At 52.8% G+C, this 16,461-nt stretch carries 14 protein-coding genes; 8 read left to right on the forward strand and 6 right to left on the reverse strand.

Annotated elements, in window-relative coordinates; all coding sequences use genetic code 11:
- Positions 1-12 precede the first annotated feature (12 nt).
- Complete coding sequence (locus ACLJRE_RS10725; protein WP_001032188.1) at positions 13-954, reverse strand: electron transfer flavoprotein subunit alpha/FixB family protein; 942 nt, start codon at positions 952-954, stop codon at positions 13-15.
- Positions 955-969: 15 nt separating this feature from the next.
- A complete protein-coding gene (locus tag ACLJRE_RS10730; RefSeq protein WP_000692185.1) occupies positions 970-1,740 on the reverse strand; it encodes an electron transfer flavoprotein FixA in 771 nt (256 codons plus the stop codon).
- 480 nt (positions 1,741-2,220) lie between these two features.
- Here ACLJRE_RS10730 and caiT point away from each other — a divergent pair, with 480 nt between their 5' ends.
- The 6 genes from caiT to caiE all read left to right on the forward strand — a co-directional run bounded on the left by caiT (position 2,221) and on the right by caiE (position 9,405).
- Complete coding sequence (gene caiT / locus ACLJRE_RS10735) at positions 2,221-3,738, forward strand: L-carnitine/gamma-butyrobetaine antiporter (protein ID WP_000787073.1); 1,518 nt, start codon at positions 2,221-2,223, stop codon at positions 3,736-3,738.
- 34 nt (positions 3,739-3,772) lie between these two features.
- Positions 3,773-4,915: a crotonobetainyl-CoA dehydrogenase gene (caiA, locus tag ACLJRE_RS10740; RefSeq protein WP_000347134.1), complete on the forward strand. Its 1,143-nt coding sequence runs from the start codon at positions 3,773-3,775 to the stop codon at positions 4,913-4,915.
- 111 nt (positions 4,916-5,026) lie between these two features.
- Positions 5,027-6,244 carry an L-carnitine CoA-transferase gene (gene caiB, locus ACLJRE_RS10745; RefSeq protein WP_001016206.1) on the forward strand — a complete coding sequence of 406 codons (1,218 nt, stop codon included), beginning with the start codon at positions 5,027-5,029 and terminating at the stop codon, positions 6,242-6,244.
- A gap of 62 nt (positions 6,245-6,306) precedes the next feature.
- Positions 6,307-7,860 carry a crotonobetaine/carnitine-CoA ligase gene (caiC, locus tag ACLJRE_RS10750; RefSeq protein ID WP_000355822.1) on the forward strand — a complete coding sequence of 518 codons (1,554 nt, stop codon included), beginning with the start codon at positions 6,307-6,309 and terminating at the stop codon, positions 7,858-7,860.
- A gap of 53 nt (positions 7,861-7,913) precedes the next feature.
- On the forward strand, positions 7,914-8,699 hold the full coding sequence (gene caiD / locus ACLJRE_RS10755; RefSeq protein ID WP_000004378.1) for a crotonobetainyl-CoA hydratase: 786 nt from the start codon (positions 7,914-7,916) through the stop codon (positions 8,697-8,699).
- Positions 8,700-8,808: 109 nt separating this feature from the next.
- Positions 8,809-9,405, forward strand: a complete 597-nt coding sequence (gene caiE, locus ACLJRE_RS10760) for a carnitine operon protein CaiE (RefSeq protein ID WP_000122860.1) — start codon at positions 8,809-8,811, stop codon at positions 9,403-9,405.
- A gap of 76 nt (positions 9,406-9,481) precedes the next feature.
- On the opposite strand, the gene caiF is transcribed toward caiE, so the two are convergent.
- The 3 genes from caiF to carA all read right to left on the reverse strand — a co-directional run bounded on the left by caiF (position 9,482) and on the right by carA (position 14,545).
- Positions 9,482-9,877: a carnitine metabolism transcriptional regulator CaiF gene (gene caiF / locus ACLJRE_RS10765; protein WP_000333324.1), complete on the reverse strand. Its 396-nt coding sequence runs from the start codon at positions 9,875-9,877 to the stop codon at positions 9,482-9,484.
- 273 nt (positions 9,878-10,150) lie between these two features.
- The gene (carB, locus tag ACLJRE_RS10770) at positions 10,151-13,378 is read right to left on the reverse strand and encodes a carbamoyl-phosphate synthase large subunit (RefSeq protein WP_001126323.1); all 3,228 of its coding nucleotides are present in this window, start codon (positions 13,376-13,378) and stop codon (positions 10,151-10,153) included.
- Positions 13,379-13,396: 18 nt separating this feature from the next.
- A complete protein-coding gene (gene carA, locus ACLJRE_RS10775; protein ID WP_000597273.1) occupies positions 13,397-14,545 on the reverse strand; it encodes a glutamine-hydrolyzing carbamoyl-phosphate synthase small subunit in 1,149 nt (382 codons plus the stop codon).
- 213 nt (positions 14,546-14,758) lie between these two features.
- On the opposite strand from carA, the gene ACLJRE_RS10780 reads away from it, so the two are divergent.
- Entirely contained in the window at positions 14,759-15,028 is a 270-nt protein-coding gene (locus tag ACLJRE_RS10780; RefSeq protein WP_023212451.1) for a hypothetical protein, read from the forward strand.
- 220 nt (positions 15,029-15,248) lie between these two features.
- On the forward strand, positions 15,249-15,458 hold the full coding sequence (locus tag ACLJRE_RS10785) for a hypothetical protein (RefSeq protein WP_162297775.1): 210 nt from the start codon (positions 15,249-15,251) through the stop codon (positions 15,456-15,458).
- 126 nt (positions 15,459-15,584) lie between these two features.
- Here ACLJRE_RS10785 and dapB read toward each other — a convergent pair whose 3' ends face one another.
- The gene (gene dapB, locus ACLJRE_RS10790) at positions 15,585-16,406 is read right to left on the reverse strand and encodes a 4-hydroxy-tetrahydrodipicolinate reductase (protein ID WP_023212453.1); all 822 of its coding nucleotides are present in this window, start codon (positions 16,404-16,406) and stop codon (positions 15,585-15,587) included.
- Positions 16,407-16,461: the final 55 nt, after the last annotated feature.

Below are 16,461 nucleotides of genomic sequence, written 5' to 3' on the forward strand. Positions count from 1 at the left end.
GCCCGAAATGGTTTATCGCGCTAAGGCAGCCGTCAGCGCAGGCAGGATCTTCAGCGCATCGCCAACGATGCCAAAATCCGCATACTGGAAGATTGGCGCGTTTTTATCTTTGTTGATGGCGAAAATCGTCTGCGCGCCGTTGGCGCCGACCATGTGTTGGATCTGCCCGGAGATCCCCACCGCCAGATACAGTTCAGGCTTGAGCATCAGGTTGGAGATACCGACGTAGCGCTCGTGCTCCATCCACTTCTCGTTTTCCGCCACCGGGCGGGAACAGGCCAGCTCGGCGCCAATCGTCTGGCACAGCGCTTCGGCCAGCGAGATATTCTCTTTGCTGCCGATGCCGCGTCCCACGCTGACCACCAGACGCGCTTTGTCGAGGTCAACGCTGTTGCTCTGACGCGCCTGGGTTGCGGTGCGGGTCACGGCAGTGGCCGGAGCCTGCCACTGCACGGTATGCATCTCGCCGCTGCGGGAAGCATCCGGTTGTTGTGCGTCAAACGTTCCGCTGCTGAGTGTGATCACGGCAAACGGCGAAGCGATGGTCTCTGCCCCTATCGCCAGACCGCCGTAGACCATATGTTTAACCGCCGCTTTTCCATCCTGCAGGGCGACGTCGCTGGCGTCGTTGGAAACCGCAGCCGACAAGCGATAGCCCAGCTTTGCCGCCAACAGCTTGCCCCGACGCGTATTCGGCAGCAGCACCGCGCCGCCCTCGCTATGCTGACGAATAGTCTCAGCCATCGCAGCAGCGTAGTCTTCGATCATGCGGTCTTCTGGTTTGCCGCTGAGCAGCCAGACATGATCCGCGCCTAAGTGACATGCTGTCGCGCTATCCGCTTCGTTCAGTACGAACGCGTTAACTTTTTCACCTACAGCCTGCGCGCCACTCATCAGTTCGGGCAGACGAGAAGGGGTATCGCTGAATACCCAGACACTGGAAAATTTGTTCATAACATCCCCTGATAATTAAATGATTTTGCGCAGATTCTCGACAAACGCGGCGATTTGTTCTTCACCGTCACCTTCAATCACCACACGCTGACGCTCGCGCTGCTTCGGTGCGGCAACCTGTTGTGCGGAATACGCGGGTACGCTGTTCAGCCCGATATCCGCAGGCGACCAGACCTGAACCGGTTTTTTCGCCGCGCCAAGAATGGCTTTCATCGAAGGGATTTGTGGGGTGTTAATGTCGGTGGAAACCGCGATCACCGCCGGGAGCGGGATGCTCAGCGTTTCAACTTCATCTTCCAGTTCGCGTTCTACCGTCAATGTGCTGTCGGTAAGAGAGAGGATCTTACTCACGCCGTTAATCGCCGGAATGTTCAACGCTTCGCCCACCAGCAAACCAACCTGCTGAGCATAAAGATCGGAAGAACCGTCGCCGCAGATAAGCAGATCGAAACCTGATTTTTGCGCGGCAGCGGCCAGCGCGGTAGCGGTGTGTTGCGGCAGCGCCTGCTCAAATTGATCGTCAATGACCACAATCAGTTCATCAGGGCCACGAGAGAGGACATCTTTGCGCCCTTTTGCATTAGTCAGCGCTTTGCCGCCAACGCTCATGGCGACAACCTGAGCGTCTCCCAACTGCTGTTTTAACTGGCAAGCAGCTTCAATTGCATTCAGATCATATTGGCTGATTTTGCTATCCGCTTTGCTGAAATCGAGTGTTCCGTCAGCATTATTAATCGCAATATCCTGCTCATCAGGTACGCATTTGTAGCAAGTAATTATCTTCATTGCATCTCCAGAAATCATGAAGGAAACGTATTTATATCGGCGGTGTTAAATACAGATATCACGCTCTTTAATTCGGAAATAAAACCTTAATCACCAATATTGAAAATGTCACACATTGATATTCGTAACTTTCAATAGTGTTACGCACCTCACCAATATTGAAAGAAATATGCCAAATATGAAAATTTTCAATATTGTTTGCTGGCTCAACAATATTGAACGTCAGATACTTAAAAAAGTTAAAAAACAACAACCAACAAATTGATAAATAAAGCAAAAATCAAAATTTAGACACAAAATAATCAACGCAAAAAAGTGTGACGAAGATAACAGAATCACCCGAAGTGAATACCCATCATGAGTTACTCATTGAGGCGTCCCAGAGGTTAAAAACTTATCAACAAATCATTAATAATAAATAAACAAACGTTCATGGACTGGCACGCTAAATAAATTTCGTTTTCACACTGGAATTCACTTATGAAAAATGAAAAGAAAAAATCGGGAATTGAACCGAAGGTTTTTTTTCCGCCATTAATAATTGTCGGGATACTTTGCTGGCTAACAGTCAGAGATCTTGATGCCGCTAACGTCGTTATTAATGCGGTATTCAGTTATGTCACCAACGTCTGGGGTTGGGCATTTGAATGGTATATGGTCGTCATGCTCTTCGGCTGGTTCTGGCTGGTTTTTGGCCCCTATGCCAAAAAGAGATTAGGTGACGAAAAACCGGAGTTTAGCACCGCCAGCTGGATTTTCATGATGTTCGCCTCCTGTACATCCGCTGCGGTTCTGTTCTGGGGCTCTATTGAGATCTACTACTATATCTCCACCCCGCCGTTTGGCCTGGAACCAAACTCCACCGGCGCGAAAGAGATAGGTCTGGCGTACAGCCTGTTCCACTGGGGGCCGCTACCGTGGGCAACCTATAGCTTCCTTTCCGTGGCCTTCGCCTACTTCTTCTTTGTACGCAAGATGGATGTCATCCGTCCCAGCTCCACGCTGGTACCGCTCGTCGGTGAAAAGCATGCGAAAGGGTTGTTCGGTACCATCGTCGATAACTTCTACCTGGTGGCGCTGATCTTCGCGATGGGCACCAGCCTCGGTCTGGCTACCCCGCTGGTCACCGAGTGTATGCAATGGCTGTTCGGTATTCCGCATACGCTGCAATTGGATGCCATCATCATTACCTGCTGGATCATTCTGAACGCGATTTGCGTGGCCTGCGGCCTGCAAAAAGGGGTCAGAATCGCCAGCGATGTGCGTAGTTACCTGAGCTTCCTGATGCTCGGCTGGGTGTTTATCGTCAGCGGCGCCAGCTTCATCATGAACTACTTCACCGACTCCGTCGGGATGCTGTTAATGCACCTGCCACGGATGCTGTTCTATACCGACGCCATCGGTAAAGGCGGCTTCCCGCAGGGCTGGACCGTTTTCTACTGGGCGTGGTGGGTTATTTACGCCATCCAGATGAGTATCTTCCTGGCCCGTATTTCCCGTGGTCGTACCGTACGTGAACTGTGCTTCGGGATGGTGATGGGTCTGACCGCGTCTACCTGGATCCTGTGGACAGTGCTGGGCAGCAACACGCTGCTGCTGATGGATAAAAACATCCTCAACATTCCGCAGTTGATTGAACAACACGGCGTGGCGCGCGCCATTATCGAAACCTGGGCCGCCTTGCCGCTCAGCACCGCCACCATGTGGGGCTTCTTCATCCTCTGCTTTATTGCCACCGTCACGCTGATTAACGCCTGCTCTTACACCCTGGCGATGTCGACCTGTCGTGAAGTTCGCGATGGTGAAGAGCCGCCTCTGTTAGTGCGTATCGGCTGGTCGGTGCTGGTCGGCATCATCGGTATCGTTCTGCTGGCGCTGGGTGGGTTGAAGCCGATTCAGACCGCGATTATCGCCGGAGGATGCCCGCTGTTCTTCGTCAACATTATGGTGACGCTGTCCTTTATTAAAGACGCCAAAGTGCACTGGAAAGACAAGTAATTCTTATTAACCCAATTGATCAAGAGGCTGAAAGATGGATTTCAACTTAAATGACGAACAGGAGCTGTTTGTCGCCGGTATTCGCGAACTGATGGCCAGTGAGAACTGGGAAGCTTATTTTGCCGAGTGCGATCGTGACAGCGTCTACCCTGAGCGTTTTGTAAAAGCGCTGGCGGATATGGGTATTGATAGCCTGCTGATCCCGGAAGAACACGGCGGTCTGGAAGCGGGTTTTGTTACCGTCGCCGCCGTCTGGATGGAACTGGGACGTCTTGGCGCGCCAACTTACGTGTTGTACCAATTGCCGGGAGGTTTTAACACTTTCCTGCGTGAAGGGACTCAGGAGCAAATTGATAAAATCATGGCGTTCCGGGGCACCGGTAAGCAGATGTGGAACTCTGCTATCACCGAACCGGGAGCGGGATCGGATGTTGGTAGTCTGAAAACCACTTATACACGCAAAAATGGTAAGGTTTATCTCAATGGCAGTAAGTGCTTTATCACCAGTAGCGCCTATACCCCGTACATCGTGGTCATGGCGAGAGACGGTGCATCGCCGGATAAACCGGTTTACACCGAGTGGTTTGTGGACATGAGCAAAGCGGGTATCAAGGTCAACAAACTGGAGAAACTCGGTCTGCGCATGGATAGCTGCTGTGAAATCACCTTTGATGACGTTGAACTGGACGAAAAAGACATGTTCGGTCGGGAAGGTAACGGCTTCAACCGCGTGAAAGAAGAGTTTGACCATGAGCGCTTCCTCGTCGCGCTGACCAACTACGGTACCGCAATGTGCGCTTTTGAAGACGCTGCGCGTTACGCTAATCAACGCGTGCAGTTTGGTGAAGCTATTGGTCGTTTCCAGCTGATTCAGGAGAAGTTTGCGCATATGGCGATCAAACTGAACTCCATGAAAAATATGCTGCTGGAAGCCGCGTGGAAAGCAGATAACGGCACGATTACCTCCGGCGACGCAGCAATGTGCAAATACTTCTGCGCCAACGCCGCGTTTGAAGTGGTAGACACCGCCATGCAGGTACTGGGAGGTGTTGGTATCGCGGGCAACCACCGCATCACGCGTTTCTGGCGTGACCTGCGCGTTGACCGTGTTTCTGGTGGTTCTGACGAAATGCAGATCCTGACGTTGGGTCGTGCGGTACTCAAGCAATACCGCTAATCGATCCCTTGTAGGCCTGATAAGACGCGGGGCGTCGCCATCAGGCAATCATGCCGGATGGCGCTGTGCTTATCCGGCCTACATACCGCAAAAAATGCCAGGAGAAAAATGATGAATCATTTACCAATGCCAACCTTTGGCCCGCTTGCTGGGGTACGCGTTGTTTTTTCAGGAATCGAAATCGCCGGTCCGTTCGCCGGACAGATGTTCGCCGAGTGGGGCGCTGAGGTTATCTGGATTGAAAACGTCGCATGGGCCGATACCATCCGCGTGCAGCCTAACTATCCGCAGCTCTCACGCCGTAACCTGCACGCCCTGTCGCTGAATATTTTCAAAGATGAAGGCCGGGAAGCGTTTCTGAAGCTGATGGAAACCACCGATATTTTCATTGAAGCCAGTAAAGGTCCGGCCTTTGCCCGCCGCGGTATTACCGATGAAGTGCTGTGGGAACATAACCCGAAACTGGTTATCGCCCACCTTTCCGGCTTCGGCCAGTTTGGTACCGAGGAGTACACCAATCTTCCGGCGTATAACACCATCGCGCAGGCATTCAGTGGTTATCTGATCCAAAACGGCGACGTTGATCAGCCGATGCCAGCCTTCCCGTATACCGCCGATTACTTCTCCGGGATGACCGCGACGACAGCCGCGCTGGCGGCCCTGCACAAAGTACGCGAAACGGGTAAAGGTGAAAGCATCGATATCGCGATGTACGAAGTGATGCTGCGCATGGGTCAGTACTTCATGATGGACTACTTCAACGGCGGCGAAATCTGTCCACGTATGACGAAAGGGAAAGACCCCTACTACGCCGGTTGCGGCCTGTATAAATGCGCCGATGGTTACATCGTCATGGAGTTGGTCGGCATCACGCAAATCAACGAGTGTTTTAAAGATATTGGCCTGGCCCACATTCTCGGTACGCCAGAAGTTCCGGAAGGCACGCAGCTCATCCATCGCGTGGAATGCCCTTACGGCCCGCTCGTCGAAGAGAAACTGGACGCCTGGCTGGCAGCACATACCATCGCCGACGTTCAGGCGCGTTTTGCTGAGCTGAATATCGCCTGTGCGAAGGTGCTCACCATTCCGGAACTGGAAGGTAATCCGCAGTACGTTGCCCGCGAATCGATTACTCAGTGGCAAACAATGGACGGTCGCACCTGTAAGGGGCCGAACATCATGCCGAAATTTAAAAACAACCCGGGGAAAATCTGGCGTGGCATGCCGTCACACGGCATGGATACCGCCGCCATTCTGAAAAACATTGGTTATAGCGAAGCAGATATTAAGGAACTGGTCGGCAAAGGCCTGGCCAAAGTTGAGGATTAAACGCGATGCGCTAATCGGTTTTCCGGTTAGCGCTCACGCCTGATTTCAGTGGATAAAGCAATATGGATATCGTTGGCGGACAAAACTTACGTCAGATGTGGGACGACCTGGCCGGGGTGTACGGAGATAAAACGGCGTTAATTTTCGAATCCTGTGAGGGAGTCGTTCGGCAGTTTAGCTATGCTTCGCTCAATGAAGAGATTAACCGCACGGCGAACCTTTTTTACTCCTTAGGGATCCGCAAGGGTGATAGGGTCGCGCTGCATCTGGATAACTGTCCGGAATTCATCTTTTGCTGGTTTGGACTGGCAAAAATCGGCGCCATTATGGTGCCGATTAATGCCCGCTTACTGGGCGAAGAAAGCGCCTGGATCCTGCAAAACAGCCAGGTGAGTCTGCTGGTTACCAGCGCCCAGTTTTATCCTATGTACCGTGAAATACGCCAGGACAATAGCACTCCGCTTAATCATATCTGTCTGATTGGCGAGCAGCTTCCGGCTGACGATGGCGTGAGCCACTTTACCCAACTACAAGCACGCCAGTCGGCCACGCTGTGCTATACGCCCGCGTTATCCATTGACGATACGGCGGAAATTCTGTTTACCTCCGGTACCACCTCGCGTCCAAAAGGGGTGGTGATTACCCACTATAACCTGCGTTTTGCAGGCTACTACTCTGCCTGGCAAATCGCCCTGCGCGATGATGACGTGTACATGACGGTGATGCCCGCTTTTCATATCGACTGCCAGTGTACCGCCGCAATGCCAGCCTTTTCCGCCGGCAGCACCTTTGTGCTCCTGGAAAAGTACAGCGCCAGGGCCTTCTGGGATCAGGTACGTAAATATCAGGCGACGGTGACCGAGTGCATTCCGATGATGATCCGCACGCTGATGGTTCAGCCCTCCGCACCAACGGACAGGCAGCATCATCTGCGCGAAGTGATGTTCTATCTCAATCTATCCGCGCAGGAAAAAGACGCCTTTACCGAACGCTTTGGCGTCAGGCTGCTGACCTCCTACGGTATGACTGAAACCATTGTCGGAATTATTGGCGACCGTCCCGGAGACAAACGGCGCTGGCCTTCCATTGGTCGCGTGGGTTTTAGCTATGAAGCTGAAATTCGCGACGATCAAAATCGCCCGCTGCCCGCCGGAGAAATTGGCGAAATCTGTATTAAAGGCATCCCCGGCAAGACTATCTTCAAAGAGTATTACATGCAGCCGGAAGCAACCGCCAGGGCGCTGGAACCAGAGGGCTGGTTACATACCGGTGATTCGGGTTACCAGGATGAGGATGGCTATTTCTATTTTGTCGACAGACGCTGCAACATGATTAAACGTGGCGGAGAAAATGTCTCCTGCGTCGAGCTGGAAAATATTATTTCTGCACATCCGAAAATTCAGGACATTGTGGTGGTCGGTATTAAAGATGCGATCCGTGATGAAGCCATTAAAGCGTTTATCGTCCTTAATGAAGGTGAAACATTAAGCGAGGCCGAGTTTTTCAGCTTCTGCGAAAACAATATGGCGAAATTCAAGGTTCCCTCTTTTATGGAGATCAGAACTGACCTGCCGCGCAACTGTTCAGGAAAAATAATCAAAAAAAATCTGAAATAAACCTTCCGGCAGGAATCCCTCCCGCCGGAAAACTATTTATCTGGAGATGAACTATGAGTGAGTCATTACATCTGACCCGTAACGGCCCGATCCTGGAAATTACCCTCGACCGACCTAAAGCGAATGCCATTGACGCCAAAACCAGCTTTGCAATGGGTGAAGCTTTTCTTAATTTCCGTGACGATCCGGAATTACGCGTAGCAATCATTACCGGCGGCGGTGAGAAATTCTTTTCTGCTGGCTGGGACTTAAAAGCGGCAGCGGAAGGTGAAGCGCCGGATGCCGATTTTGGTCCCGGCGGCTTTGCTGGTTTAACCGAAATATTTGACCTCGATAAGCCGGTTATCGCCGCGGTGAACGGCTACGCGTTTGGCGGCGGTTTTGAGCTGGCGCTGGCGGCAGACTTTATTGTCTGCGCCGAAAACGCCAGCTTCGCGCTGCCGGAAGCAAAGCTCGGCATCGTGCCTGACAGCGGCGGCGTATTGCGTCTGCCTAAGCTGCTGCCACCGGCTATCGTCAACGAAATGGTGATGACCGGCAGACGAATGAGCGCCGAAGAAGCGCTGCGTTGGGGGATCGTGAACCGCGTTGTCAGCCAGAGCGAACTGATGGAGAGCGCGCGCGAACTGGCGCAACAACTGGTCAATAGCGCCCCGCTGGCTATCGCGGCGCTGAAAGAGATTTATCGCGCGACCAGCGAAATGCCGGTAGAAGAAGGCTACCGCTACATCCGCAGCGGCGTACTGAAGCATTATCCGTCGGTACTGCATTCAGAAGATGCGCTCGAAGGACCGCAGGCATTTGCCGAAAAACGCGATCCGGTGTGGAAGGGTCGTTAATGTGACTATGCCGGATGGCGCTTCGCTTATCCGGCCTACAGCACATGCGCAACCGTAGGCCGGATAAGGTGTTTACGCCGCCATCCGGCAAAAAAACCGAGGTACAACCATGAGCTATTACGCCTTTGAAGGACTGATCCCGGTGGTGCACCCGGACGCGTTTGTCCATCCCAGCGCCGTGCTGATTGGCGATGTCATCGTGGGTGCTGGTGTTTATATTGGCCCACTCGCGTCATTGCGTGGGGATTATGGTCGCCTGATCCTGGAGGCAGGATCTAATCTGCAGGATGGCTGCATTATGCATGGCTACTGCGATACCGATACCATCGTGCATGAAAACGGCCATATCGGCCACGGCGCTATTCTACATGGCTGCGTGGTGGGACGGGACGCCCTGGTCGGCATGAATAGCGTCATTATGGACGGCGCAGTGATTGGCGAAGAGAGCATTGTCGCCGCCATGAGTTTTGTCAAAGCCGGATTTCAGGGTGAGGCAAGGCAACTGCTGGTGGGTTCACCGGCGCGCATACTACGCCAGGTTACGGATCAGGAGCTGCACTGGAAACGCCTCAACACCAAAGAATATCAGGATCTTGCGGTCCGCTGTCGAACGGGGTTATCTGAAACGAAGCCGTTAACGCAGGTCGAAGAAAACCGACCGCGCCTGAAAGGCACGACGGACGTGAAGCCAAAATCAGCACAGTAATTGATGCCGGATGCGCTCACGCTTATCCGGCCTACGCGTCAATTACCGTTTACCCCGCCAGCAGGTAAACAGACAATTATCGACGCATACTCTTGGAGAGCATCATCTGCCATTTCTGCTCACGGTTTAGCTCTGTGGGGGGAACGGCAGACAGTCGCGGCGCTTTCGCCACGCTCACTTTTCTTTCCTGCAAATTATGATTCAATCGGCGATAGAGTTGAGAGTCGATACTCACGACTTTCACCAGACGCTGGCACTGGCAGCCTCGTCCTGCAATCTGGTTAGGGATCATCTTCACTTCACAAACAATTTCTCCCACTTCTGACAGAATATAGGAGAGCGTATTAATTGCTTTGCAGTGTTCAATATCAAATTGACGGGAAATCTCCCTGGCCGTGATCCATCGGTTCTCTGCCATCATCCAGTCAGCAATTAACAAATAAAGCGGTCTTTCAACATATTTTTCACACATAAGCACACCATTTCACAAATTAAAAATCTGGCTACGGCCTGTCCAAACTAATAAAAACTAAGCCATATTAAAATTGTGGATATGCAAGATAGTATGCGACTTAAATATTGATTAGTGTGAGCAATATCGTGCTTATTACATAGAAAATGTGGTTACGGAAACGGACTTCTCCAGGAATGACCTTACGCAAGATAAAAAAAGGGTTTCTTTACAGAAACCCTTTCAGAATTATATTACAGGTCCGGTTAGAGCAATATCCACCGGACTCTTTATTTACGACTTTTTGATCTGCGCGTGCATTTCCTGCACCGAGGTTACCTTCTCGGTGGCATCGGCATTGAGCGCCATCGTCGTTGCAAAACCGCCGTTCAGCGTGGTGTCATAATGCACTTTATACTGCAGCGCGCTACGACGAATCACCCTGGAGTCTTCAATCGCGCGGCGGCCTGCGGTGGTATTGATGATATAGGTATATTCGCCATTCTTGATGCGGTCCTGAATGTGCGGACGACCTTCGTGCACCTTGTTCACCAGACGCGGGTTGATACCGGCTTCGCCCAGCACAATCGCCGTACCGTGAGTGGCATCCAGCTCAAAGCCCTGTTTCAGCAGCTTGGCCGCGAGATCCACCACGCGCTCTTTGTCGCCTTCGCGAACGGAGAGCAGCGCACGGCCCTGTTTCTTCATCGTGGAGTTACTGCCCAACTGTGCCTTGGCGAACGCTTCCGCGAAGGTACGACCGACGCCCATCACTTCCCCGGTAGAGCGCATTTCTGGCCCTAACAGCGGGTCAACGCCGGGGAATTTGTTGAACGGCAGCACCACTTCTTTCACCGAGTAGTACGGCGGGATAATTTCTTGGGTCACGCCCTGCTCGGTCAGCGATTTGCCGGCCATCACGCGCGCCGCTACTTTCGCCAGCGGCACGCCGGTGGCTTTGGAGACGAACGGTACGGTACGCGCCGCACGCGGGTTGACTTCAATCAGATAGACTTCGTTGTCTTTCACCGCAAACTGCACGTTCATCAGGCCGCGCACCTGCAACTCGAAAGCCAGCTTCTGCACCTGCTGGCGCATCACGTCCTGAATTTCCTGGCTCAGCGTGTAGGCTGGCAGGGAACAGGCGGAGTCGCCGGAGTGTACGCCAGCCTGCTCAATGTGCTCCATAATGCCGCCAATCAGCACCATTTCGCCGTCGCAGATAGCGTCCACGTCCACTTCAACCGCATCATCAAGGAAGCGGTCCAGCAGTACCGGCGCATCGTTAGAGACGCTGACTGCGGTCTGGAAGTAGCGACGCAGGTCGGCTTCGTCGTAGACAATTTCCATCGCCCGACCGCCCAGCACGTAAGAAGGACGTACTACCAGCGGGTAGCCGATCTCTTTCGCTTTTTCGACAGCCTGTTCAATGGCGGTGACGGTGGCGTTGGCCGGTTGCTTCAGCTTCAGACGGTCAACCGCATGCTGGAAGCGTTCACGGTCTTCCGCGCGGTCGATGGCGTCCGGGCTGGTGCCGATAACCGGCACGCCTGCCGCTTCCAGCGCGCGCGCCAGCTTCAGCGGCGTCTGGCCACCATACTGTACAATCACGCCTTTCGGCTTCTCGATACGCACGATTTCCAGCACGTCTTCCAGCGTCACCGGCTCGAAGTACAGACGGTCGGAAGTGTCGTAGTCGGTGGAGACGGTTTCCGGGTTACAGTTGACCATGATGGTCTCGTAACCGTCTTCGCGCAGCGCCAGCGAGGCATGGACGCAGCAGTAGTCAAACTCAATGCCCTGGCCGATACGGTTCGGGCCGCCGCCGAGGACCATGATTTTATCGCGATCAACGGACGGGTTCGCTTCGCACTCATCTTCATAAGTGGAGTACATGTAGGCGGTATCGGTGGCGAATTCCGCCGCGCAGGTATCCACGCGTTTGTAGACCGGATGCAGGTCATACTGGTCGCGTAGCTTGCGGATTTCCGCCTCGCGCACGCCCGCCAGTTTCGCCAGACGCGCATCGGCAAACCCTTTGCGCTTGAGCTGACGCAGGAAGTCGGCGTTGAGGCCAGTAATCCCGACTTCAGCCACTTTCTCTTCCAGACGCACCAGCTCTTCAATTTGCACCAGGAACCAGCGGTCGATGTTGGTTAGGTTGAACACGCCATCCACAGACAAGCCTGCGCGGAAAGCATCGGCGATGTACCAGATACGCTCGGCGCCCGCGTCTTTCAGCTCGCGGCGGATTTTGGTCAGCGCTTCCGGGTCGTCGAGGCTGACTTTCGGGTCGAAGCCGGTAGCGCCCACTTCCAGGCCGCGCAGCGCTTTTTGCAGGGATTCCTGCTGCGTGCGGCCAATCGCCATCACTTCACCAACCGATTTCATCTGGGTGGTCAGACGGTCGTTGGCACCGGCAAATTTCTCGAAGTTAAAGCGCGGAATTTTAGTAACTACATAGTCGATGGACGGCTCGAAGGAGGCCGGAGTACGCCCGCCGGTGATGTCGTTCATCAGTTCGTCAAGGGTGTAACCCACCGCCAGTTTGGCGGCCACTTTGGCAATCGGGAAACCGGTGGCTTTCGACGCCAGCGCCGAGGAGCGGGAGACGCGCGGGTTCATTTCGATAACGATCAGACGACCGTTTTTCGGGTTCACTGCGAACTGGACGTTAGAACCGCCGGTTTCGACGCCGATTTCACGCAGTACCGCCATCGAGGCGTTACGCATGATTTGGTATTCTTTGTCGGTCAGCGTCTGTGCCGGGGCCACGGTGATCGAGTCCCCAGTATGGATACCCATTGCGTCGAAGTTTTCGATAGAGCAGACGATGATGCAGTTGTCGTTTTTATCACGCACCACTTCCATCTCGTACTCTTTCCAGCCGATCAGCGATTCATCAATCAGCAGCTCGTTGGTTGGCGAGAGGTCCAGACCGCGTTCGCAGATTTCTTCGAACTCTTCACGGTTGTAAGCGATACCGCCGCCGGTGCCACCCATGGTAAAGGACGGACGAATAATGCACGGGAAGCCCACGTCAGCGGCAACCGCCAGCGCTTCTTCCATAGTGTGCGCGATACCGGAACGCGCGGTGTCGAGACCAATTTTCTTCATCGCGATATCGAAGCGACGACGGTCTTCGGCTTTATCAATGGCGTCGGCGGTGGCGCCAATCATGGTGACGCCGAACTCTTCGAGCACGCCCTGCCGCTCCAGCTCCAGCGCGCAGTTCAGCGCTGTCTGGCCGCCCATGGTCGGCAGCACCGCATCCGGACGCTCTTTTTCAATGATTTTGCGCACCACTTCCCAGTGAATCGGCTCGATGTAGGTGGCATCGGCCATTTCCGGGTCGGTCATGATGGTGGCCGGGTTGGAGTTCACCAGAATGACGCGGTAACCCTCTTCGCGCAGCGCTTTACACGCCTGAGCGCCGGAGTAGTCAAACTCACACGCCTGACCGATAACAATCGGGCCCGCGCCCAGAATCAGGATGCTTTTTATATCTGTACGTTTTGGCATGGCTCTTATTACTCCTGATTATTTCGCGGACTGACGGTATTGCTCAATAAGCTCGATAAAGTGGTCGAACAGCGGTGCAGCATCGTGCGGACCGGGGCTGGCTTCCGGGTGGCCCTGGAAGCTGAACGCCGGTTTATCGGTACGGTGAATGCCCTGCAGGGTGCCGTCGAACAGCGACTTGTGGGTCACGCGCAGGTTGGCTGGCAGCGAGTCTTCATCCACCGCAAAGCCGTGGTTCTGCGCGGTGATCATCACCACGTTTCTGTCCATATCTTTTACCGGATGGTTGCCGCCGTGATGGCCGAACTTCATCTTAACGGTCTTCGCACCGCTCGCCAGCGCCAGCAGTTGATGGCCGAGGCAGATGCCAAATAGCGGAATGTCGGTCTGGAGGAATTTCTTAATCGCCTCGATGGCGTAGTCGCACGGCGCCGGGTCGCCAGGGCCGTTCGACAGGAAGATGCCGTCCGGGTTCATTTTCAGCACCTCTTCAGCAGAGGTCTGCGCTGGCACCACCGTCAGGCGGCAGCCGCGATCCACCAGCATACGCAGGATGTTGCGCTTGGCGCCAAAATCGTAGGCCACCACGTGGAACGGCAGGTCATCCTCAGATTTCGCTTCCGGTAAACCGTCTTTCAGCGTCCAGCTCCCCTGCGTCCAGCGGTAGGTTTCCGCCGTGGTCACTTCTTTCGCCAGATCCATACCGTTCAGTCCAGGAAATGCTTTCGCTTTTTCCAGCGCCAGCTTCGCATCCGGGCTATCGCCTGCAATGATACAGCCGTTCTGTGCACCTTTCTCACGCAGCAGACGCGTCAGCTTGCGGGTATCGATATCAGCAATCGCCACAATGTTATGCCGTTTGAGGTAAGAAGAGAGGTCTTCTGTGTTACGGAAGTTGCTGGCAATCAGCGGCAGGTCGCGAATTACCAGACCTTGTGCATGTACCTGAGAAGATTCTTCATCGGCTTCATTGGTGCCGACATTACCAATATGGGGATAAGTAAGAGTGACGATTTGGCGGGAATAGGAAGGATCAGTGAGGATTTCTTGATAACCGGTCATTGAAGTATTGAAAACGACTTCCCCAACCGCCGAACCCGTTGCCCCAATGGCCCGACCGTGAAACTGGGTTCCGTCTTCCAGAACCAATAGCGCTGACTTAATCAAAACACCCTCCAGAGAATATTCACTCACTTTATTTGCATATTAATTCATTCAGTCAGTATGAAGCAATGCAAATTTGCTTACCCGTGGATTTCTGGCAAACGGCGGCATTCTGAAGTTAAGCCGGATAAAAGTCAACTTAAAGAGGGTGTTTTTTATGTTATTTTGCACATTATAAGTAAGTTATCCTATTTAAGAGGCAAAAAGATCAACTAAGTGACGATAGAAAACGCTTGCGCTTCCTTGAGTTCGAAAAAAGGTGACTGGAACGATAAAAAGTGGACCAAATGGTCAAATTTCACATTAAAACAACAAAAAACAACGATAAAAATTCGTTTAATAGCCATTAATTCTATCAAACGAATAAAAAATTCAAAATTAAGCAAACCAATAAAAAAATATTTTAAAAATCAATCTGTTATAAAAATAAAAACAAATAAAAAACATCAAAAAATCAACAAAAAACAGCAAATTAAGATAATGTAATGAGAATCACAATCGCGATATAAAGGTCTAACTTCTTTTTCTTTAAGACTAACGCATACGATTGGACCACAACCAGCCTCACTACAGCATAAAAAAGCTAACCTATTGAAGAAAAAGAGATAAAACGCCCCCGTGGAACAGCGCTAACCCCACGATGGATATCAGTCTTATCAGTCTGGTCGAGGTGCATTTTGCATACGATAAGCCACTGCAGCTGAATATGAGTGACGTCAGTTCAGGCAGTAATTTTTTCCCGTTGAACGTAATGACCCTTACCGATGCGCCTGAAGGGCCAATTAACCGCATTTATCGTAATGGCAATTACGTCACGCAAATGGATGCCGTTGGCCCGGATGTCTTTAAACTGACTATTCTTAACGCGAAAACAACGTCAGAACATGTCGTGGGCGAAGAAACTGTCGAAACATGAATGGCGAAAGGCGTTATTTATCTGACCGAATAACCGGGGGGCAAAAAACAAAAGGGCAATAATATATTGCCCTTTGTAATCAATTAATCTTGATTACCACAACCACATCACGAAGGTATTTAGTCGTTATAGTACATCCAGTCCCAGCACATCCCGCATGTCAAATAGCCCATTTTTCTTCGTTTTTAGCCATAACGCCGATCGCAACGCGCCATTTGCAAACGTCATGCGACTGGAAGCTTTATGCGTAATCTCTACGCGCTCGCCAATATCGGCAAACATCGCGGTATGTTCGCCGACGATGTCGCCCGCCCGAACGGTTGCAAAGCCAATCGTTCCCGGTACGCGCTCGCCGGTATAACCTTCACGCGAGTAGACCGCGCAGTCCTTCAGATCTTTATCCAGCGCCCCGGCGATTGCCTCGCCCATTGCCAGCGCCGTACCCGACGGTGCATCCACTTTATGGCAGTGGTGCGCTTCAATAATTTCAATATCGCTATAGTCGCCCATTACCTTCGCGGCTTTCTCCAGCAGCTTGAGCATGACGTTAACGCCGACGCTAAAGTTTGCGGCGAAAACGATCGCAATCTCTTGCGACGCCTCGCGAATGGCCTGTTTACCGGCGTCGTCAAAGCCGGTAGTACCAATCACCATCCCTTTACCATGCTGGCGGCAAAACGCCAGATGCGCCAGTGTGCCTTCAGGACGGGTAAAATCGACCAGAACATCGAAATCATCTTTGACCGACGCCAGATCGCTTTGAATGATGACGCCCGTTTTCCCCACGCCTGCCAGTTCGCCAGCATCGCTGCCCAGCAAGGAAGAGCCTTCGCGCTCCAGCGCGGCACCCAGCTGAACATCTTCCATCGCCATGGCGGCCTGGATTAACTGCCGTCCCATGCGGCCACCGGCGCCGACAATCGCAACGCGGATCTGTGCTTCATGCATAGCTATTCTCTTTTGTAAAAATTGCGTAAACCGTTTTCAGAGTAACCAGCGCGCC

It is taken from the genome of Salmonella sp. SAL04157, assembly GCF_046551635.1.
GTDB classification, from domain to species: domain Bacteria; phylum Pseudomonadota; class Gammaproteobacteria; order Enterobacterales; family Enterobacteriaceae; genus Salmonella; species Salmonella enterica.

What these genes read in the sequence shown, in the direction of transcription:
- ACLJRE_RS10725 (WP_001032188.1), bottom strand. Translation starts at nt 954, where the DNA reads ATGAACAAATTTTCCAGTGTCTGGGTATTCAGCGATACCCCTTCTCGT.
- ACLJRE_RS10730 (WP_000692185.1), bottom strand. Translation starts at nt 1,740, where the DNA reads ATGAAGATAATTACTTGCTACAAATGCGTACCTGATGAGCAGGATATT.
- caiT (WP_000787073.1), top strand. Translation starts at nt 2,221, where the DNA reads ATGAAAAATGAAAAGAAAAAATCGGGAATTGAACCGAAGGTTTTTTTT.
- caiA (WP_000347134.1), top strand. Translation starts at nt 3,773, where the DNA reads ATGGATTTCAACTTAAATGACGAACAGGAGCTGTTTGTCGCCGGTATT.
- caiB (WP_001016206.1), top strand. Translation starts at nt 5,027, where the DNA reads ATGAATCATTTACCAATGCCAACCTTTGGCCCGCTTGCTGGGGTACGC.
- caiC (WP_000355822.1), top strand. Translation starts at nt 6,307, where the DNA reads ATGGATATCGTTGGCGGACAAAACTTACGTCAGATGTGGGACGACCTG.
- caiD (WP_000004378.1), top strand. Translation starts at nt 7,914, where the DNA reads ATGAGTGAGTCATTACATCTGACCCGTAACGGCCCGATCCTGGAAATT.
- caiE (WP_000122860.1), top strand. Translation starts at nt 8,809, where the DNA reads ATGAGCTATTACGCCTTTGAAGGACTGATCCCGGTGGTGCACCCGGAC.
- caiF (WP_000333324.1), bottom strand. Translation starts at nt 9,877, where the DNA reads ATGTGTGAAAAATATGTTGAAAGACCGCTTTATTTGTTAATTGCTGAC.
- carB (WP_001126323.1), bottom strand. Translation starts at nt 13,378, where the DNA reads ATGCCAAAACGTACAGATATAAAAAGCATCCTGATTCTGGGCGCGGGC.
- ACLJRE_RS10785 (WP_162297775.1), top strand. Translation starts at nt 15,249, where the DNA reads ATGAGTGACGTCAGTTCAGGCAGTAATTTTTTCCCGTTGAACGTAATG.
- dapB (WP_023212453.1), bottom strand. Translation starts at nt 16,406, where the DNA reads ATGCATGAAGCACAGATCCGCGTTGCGATTGTCGGCGCCGGTGGCCGC.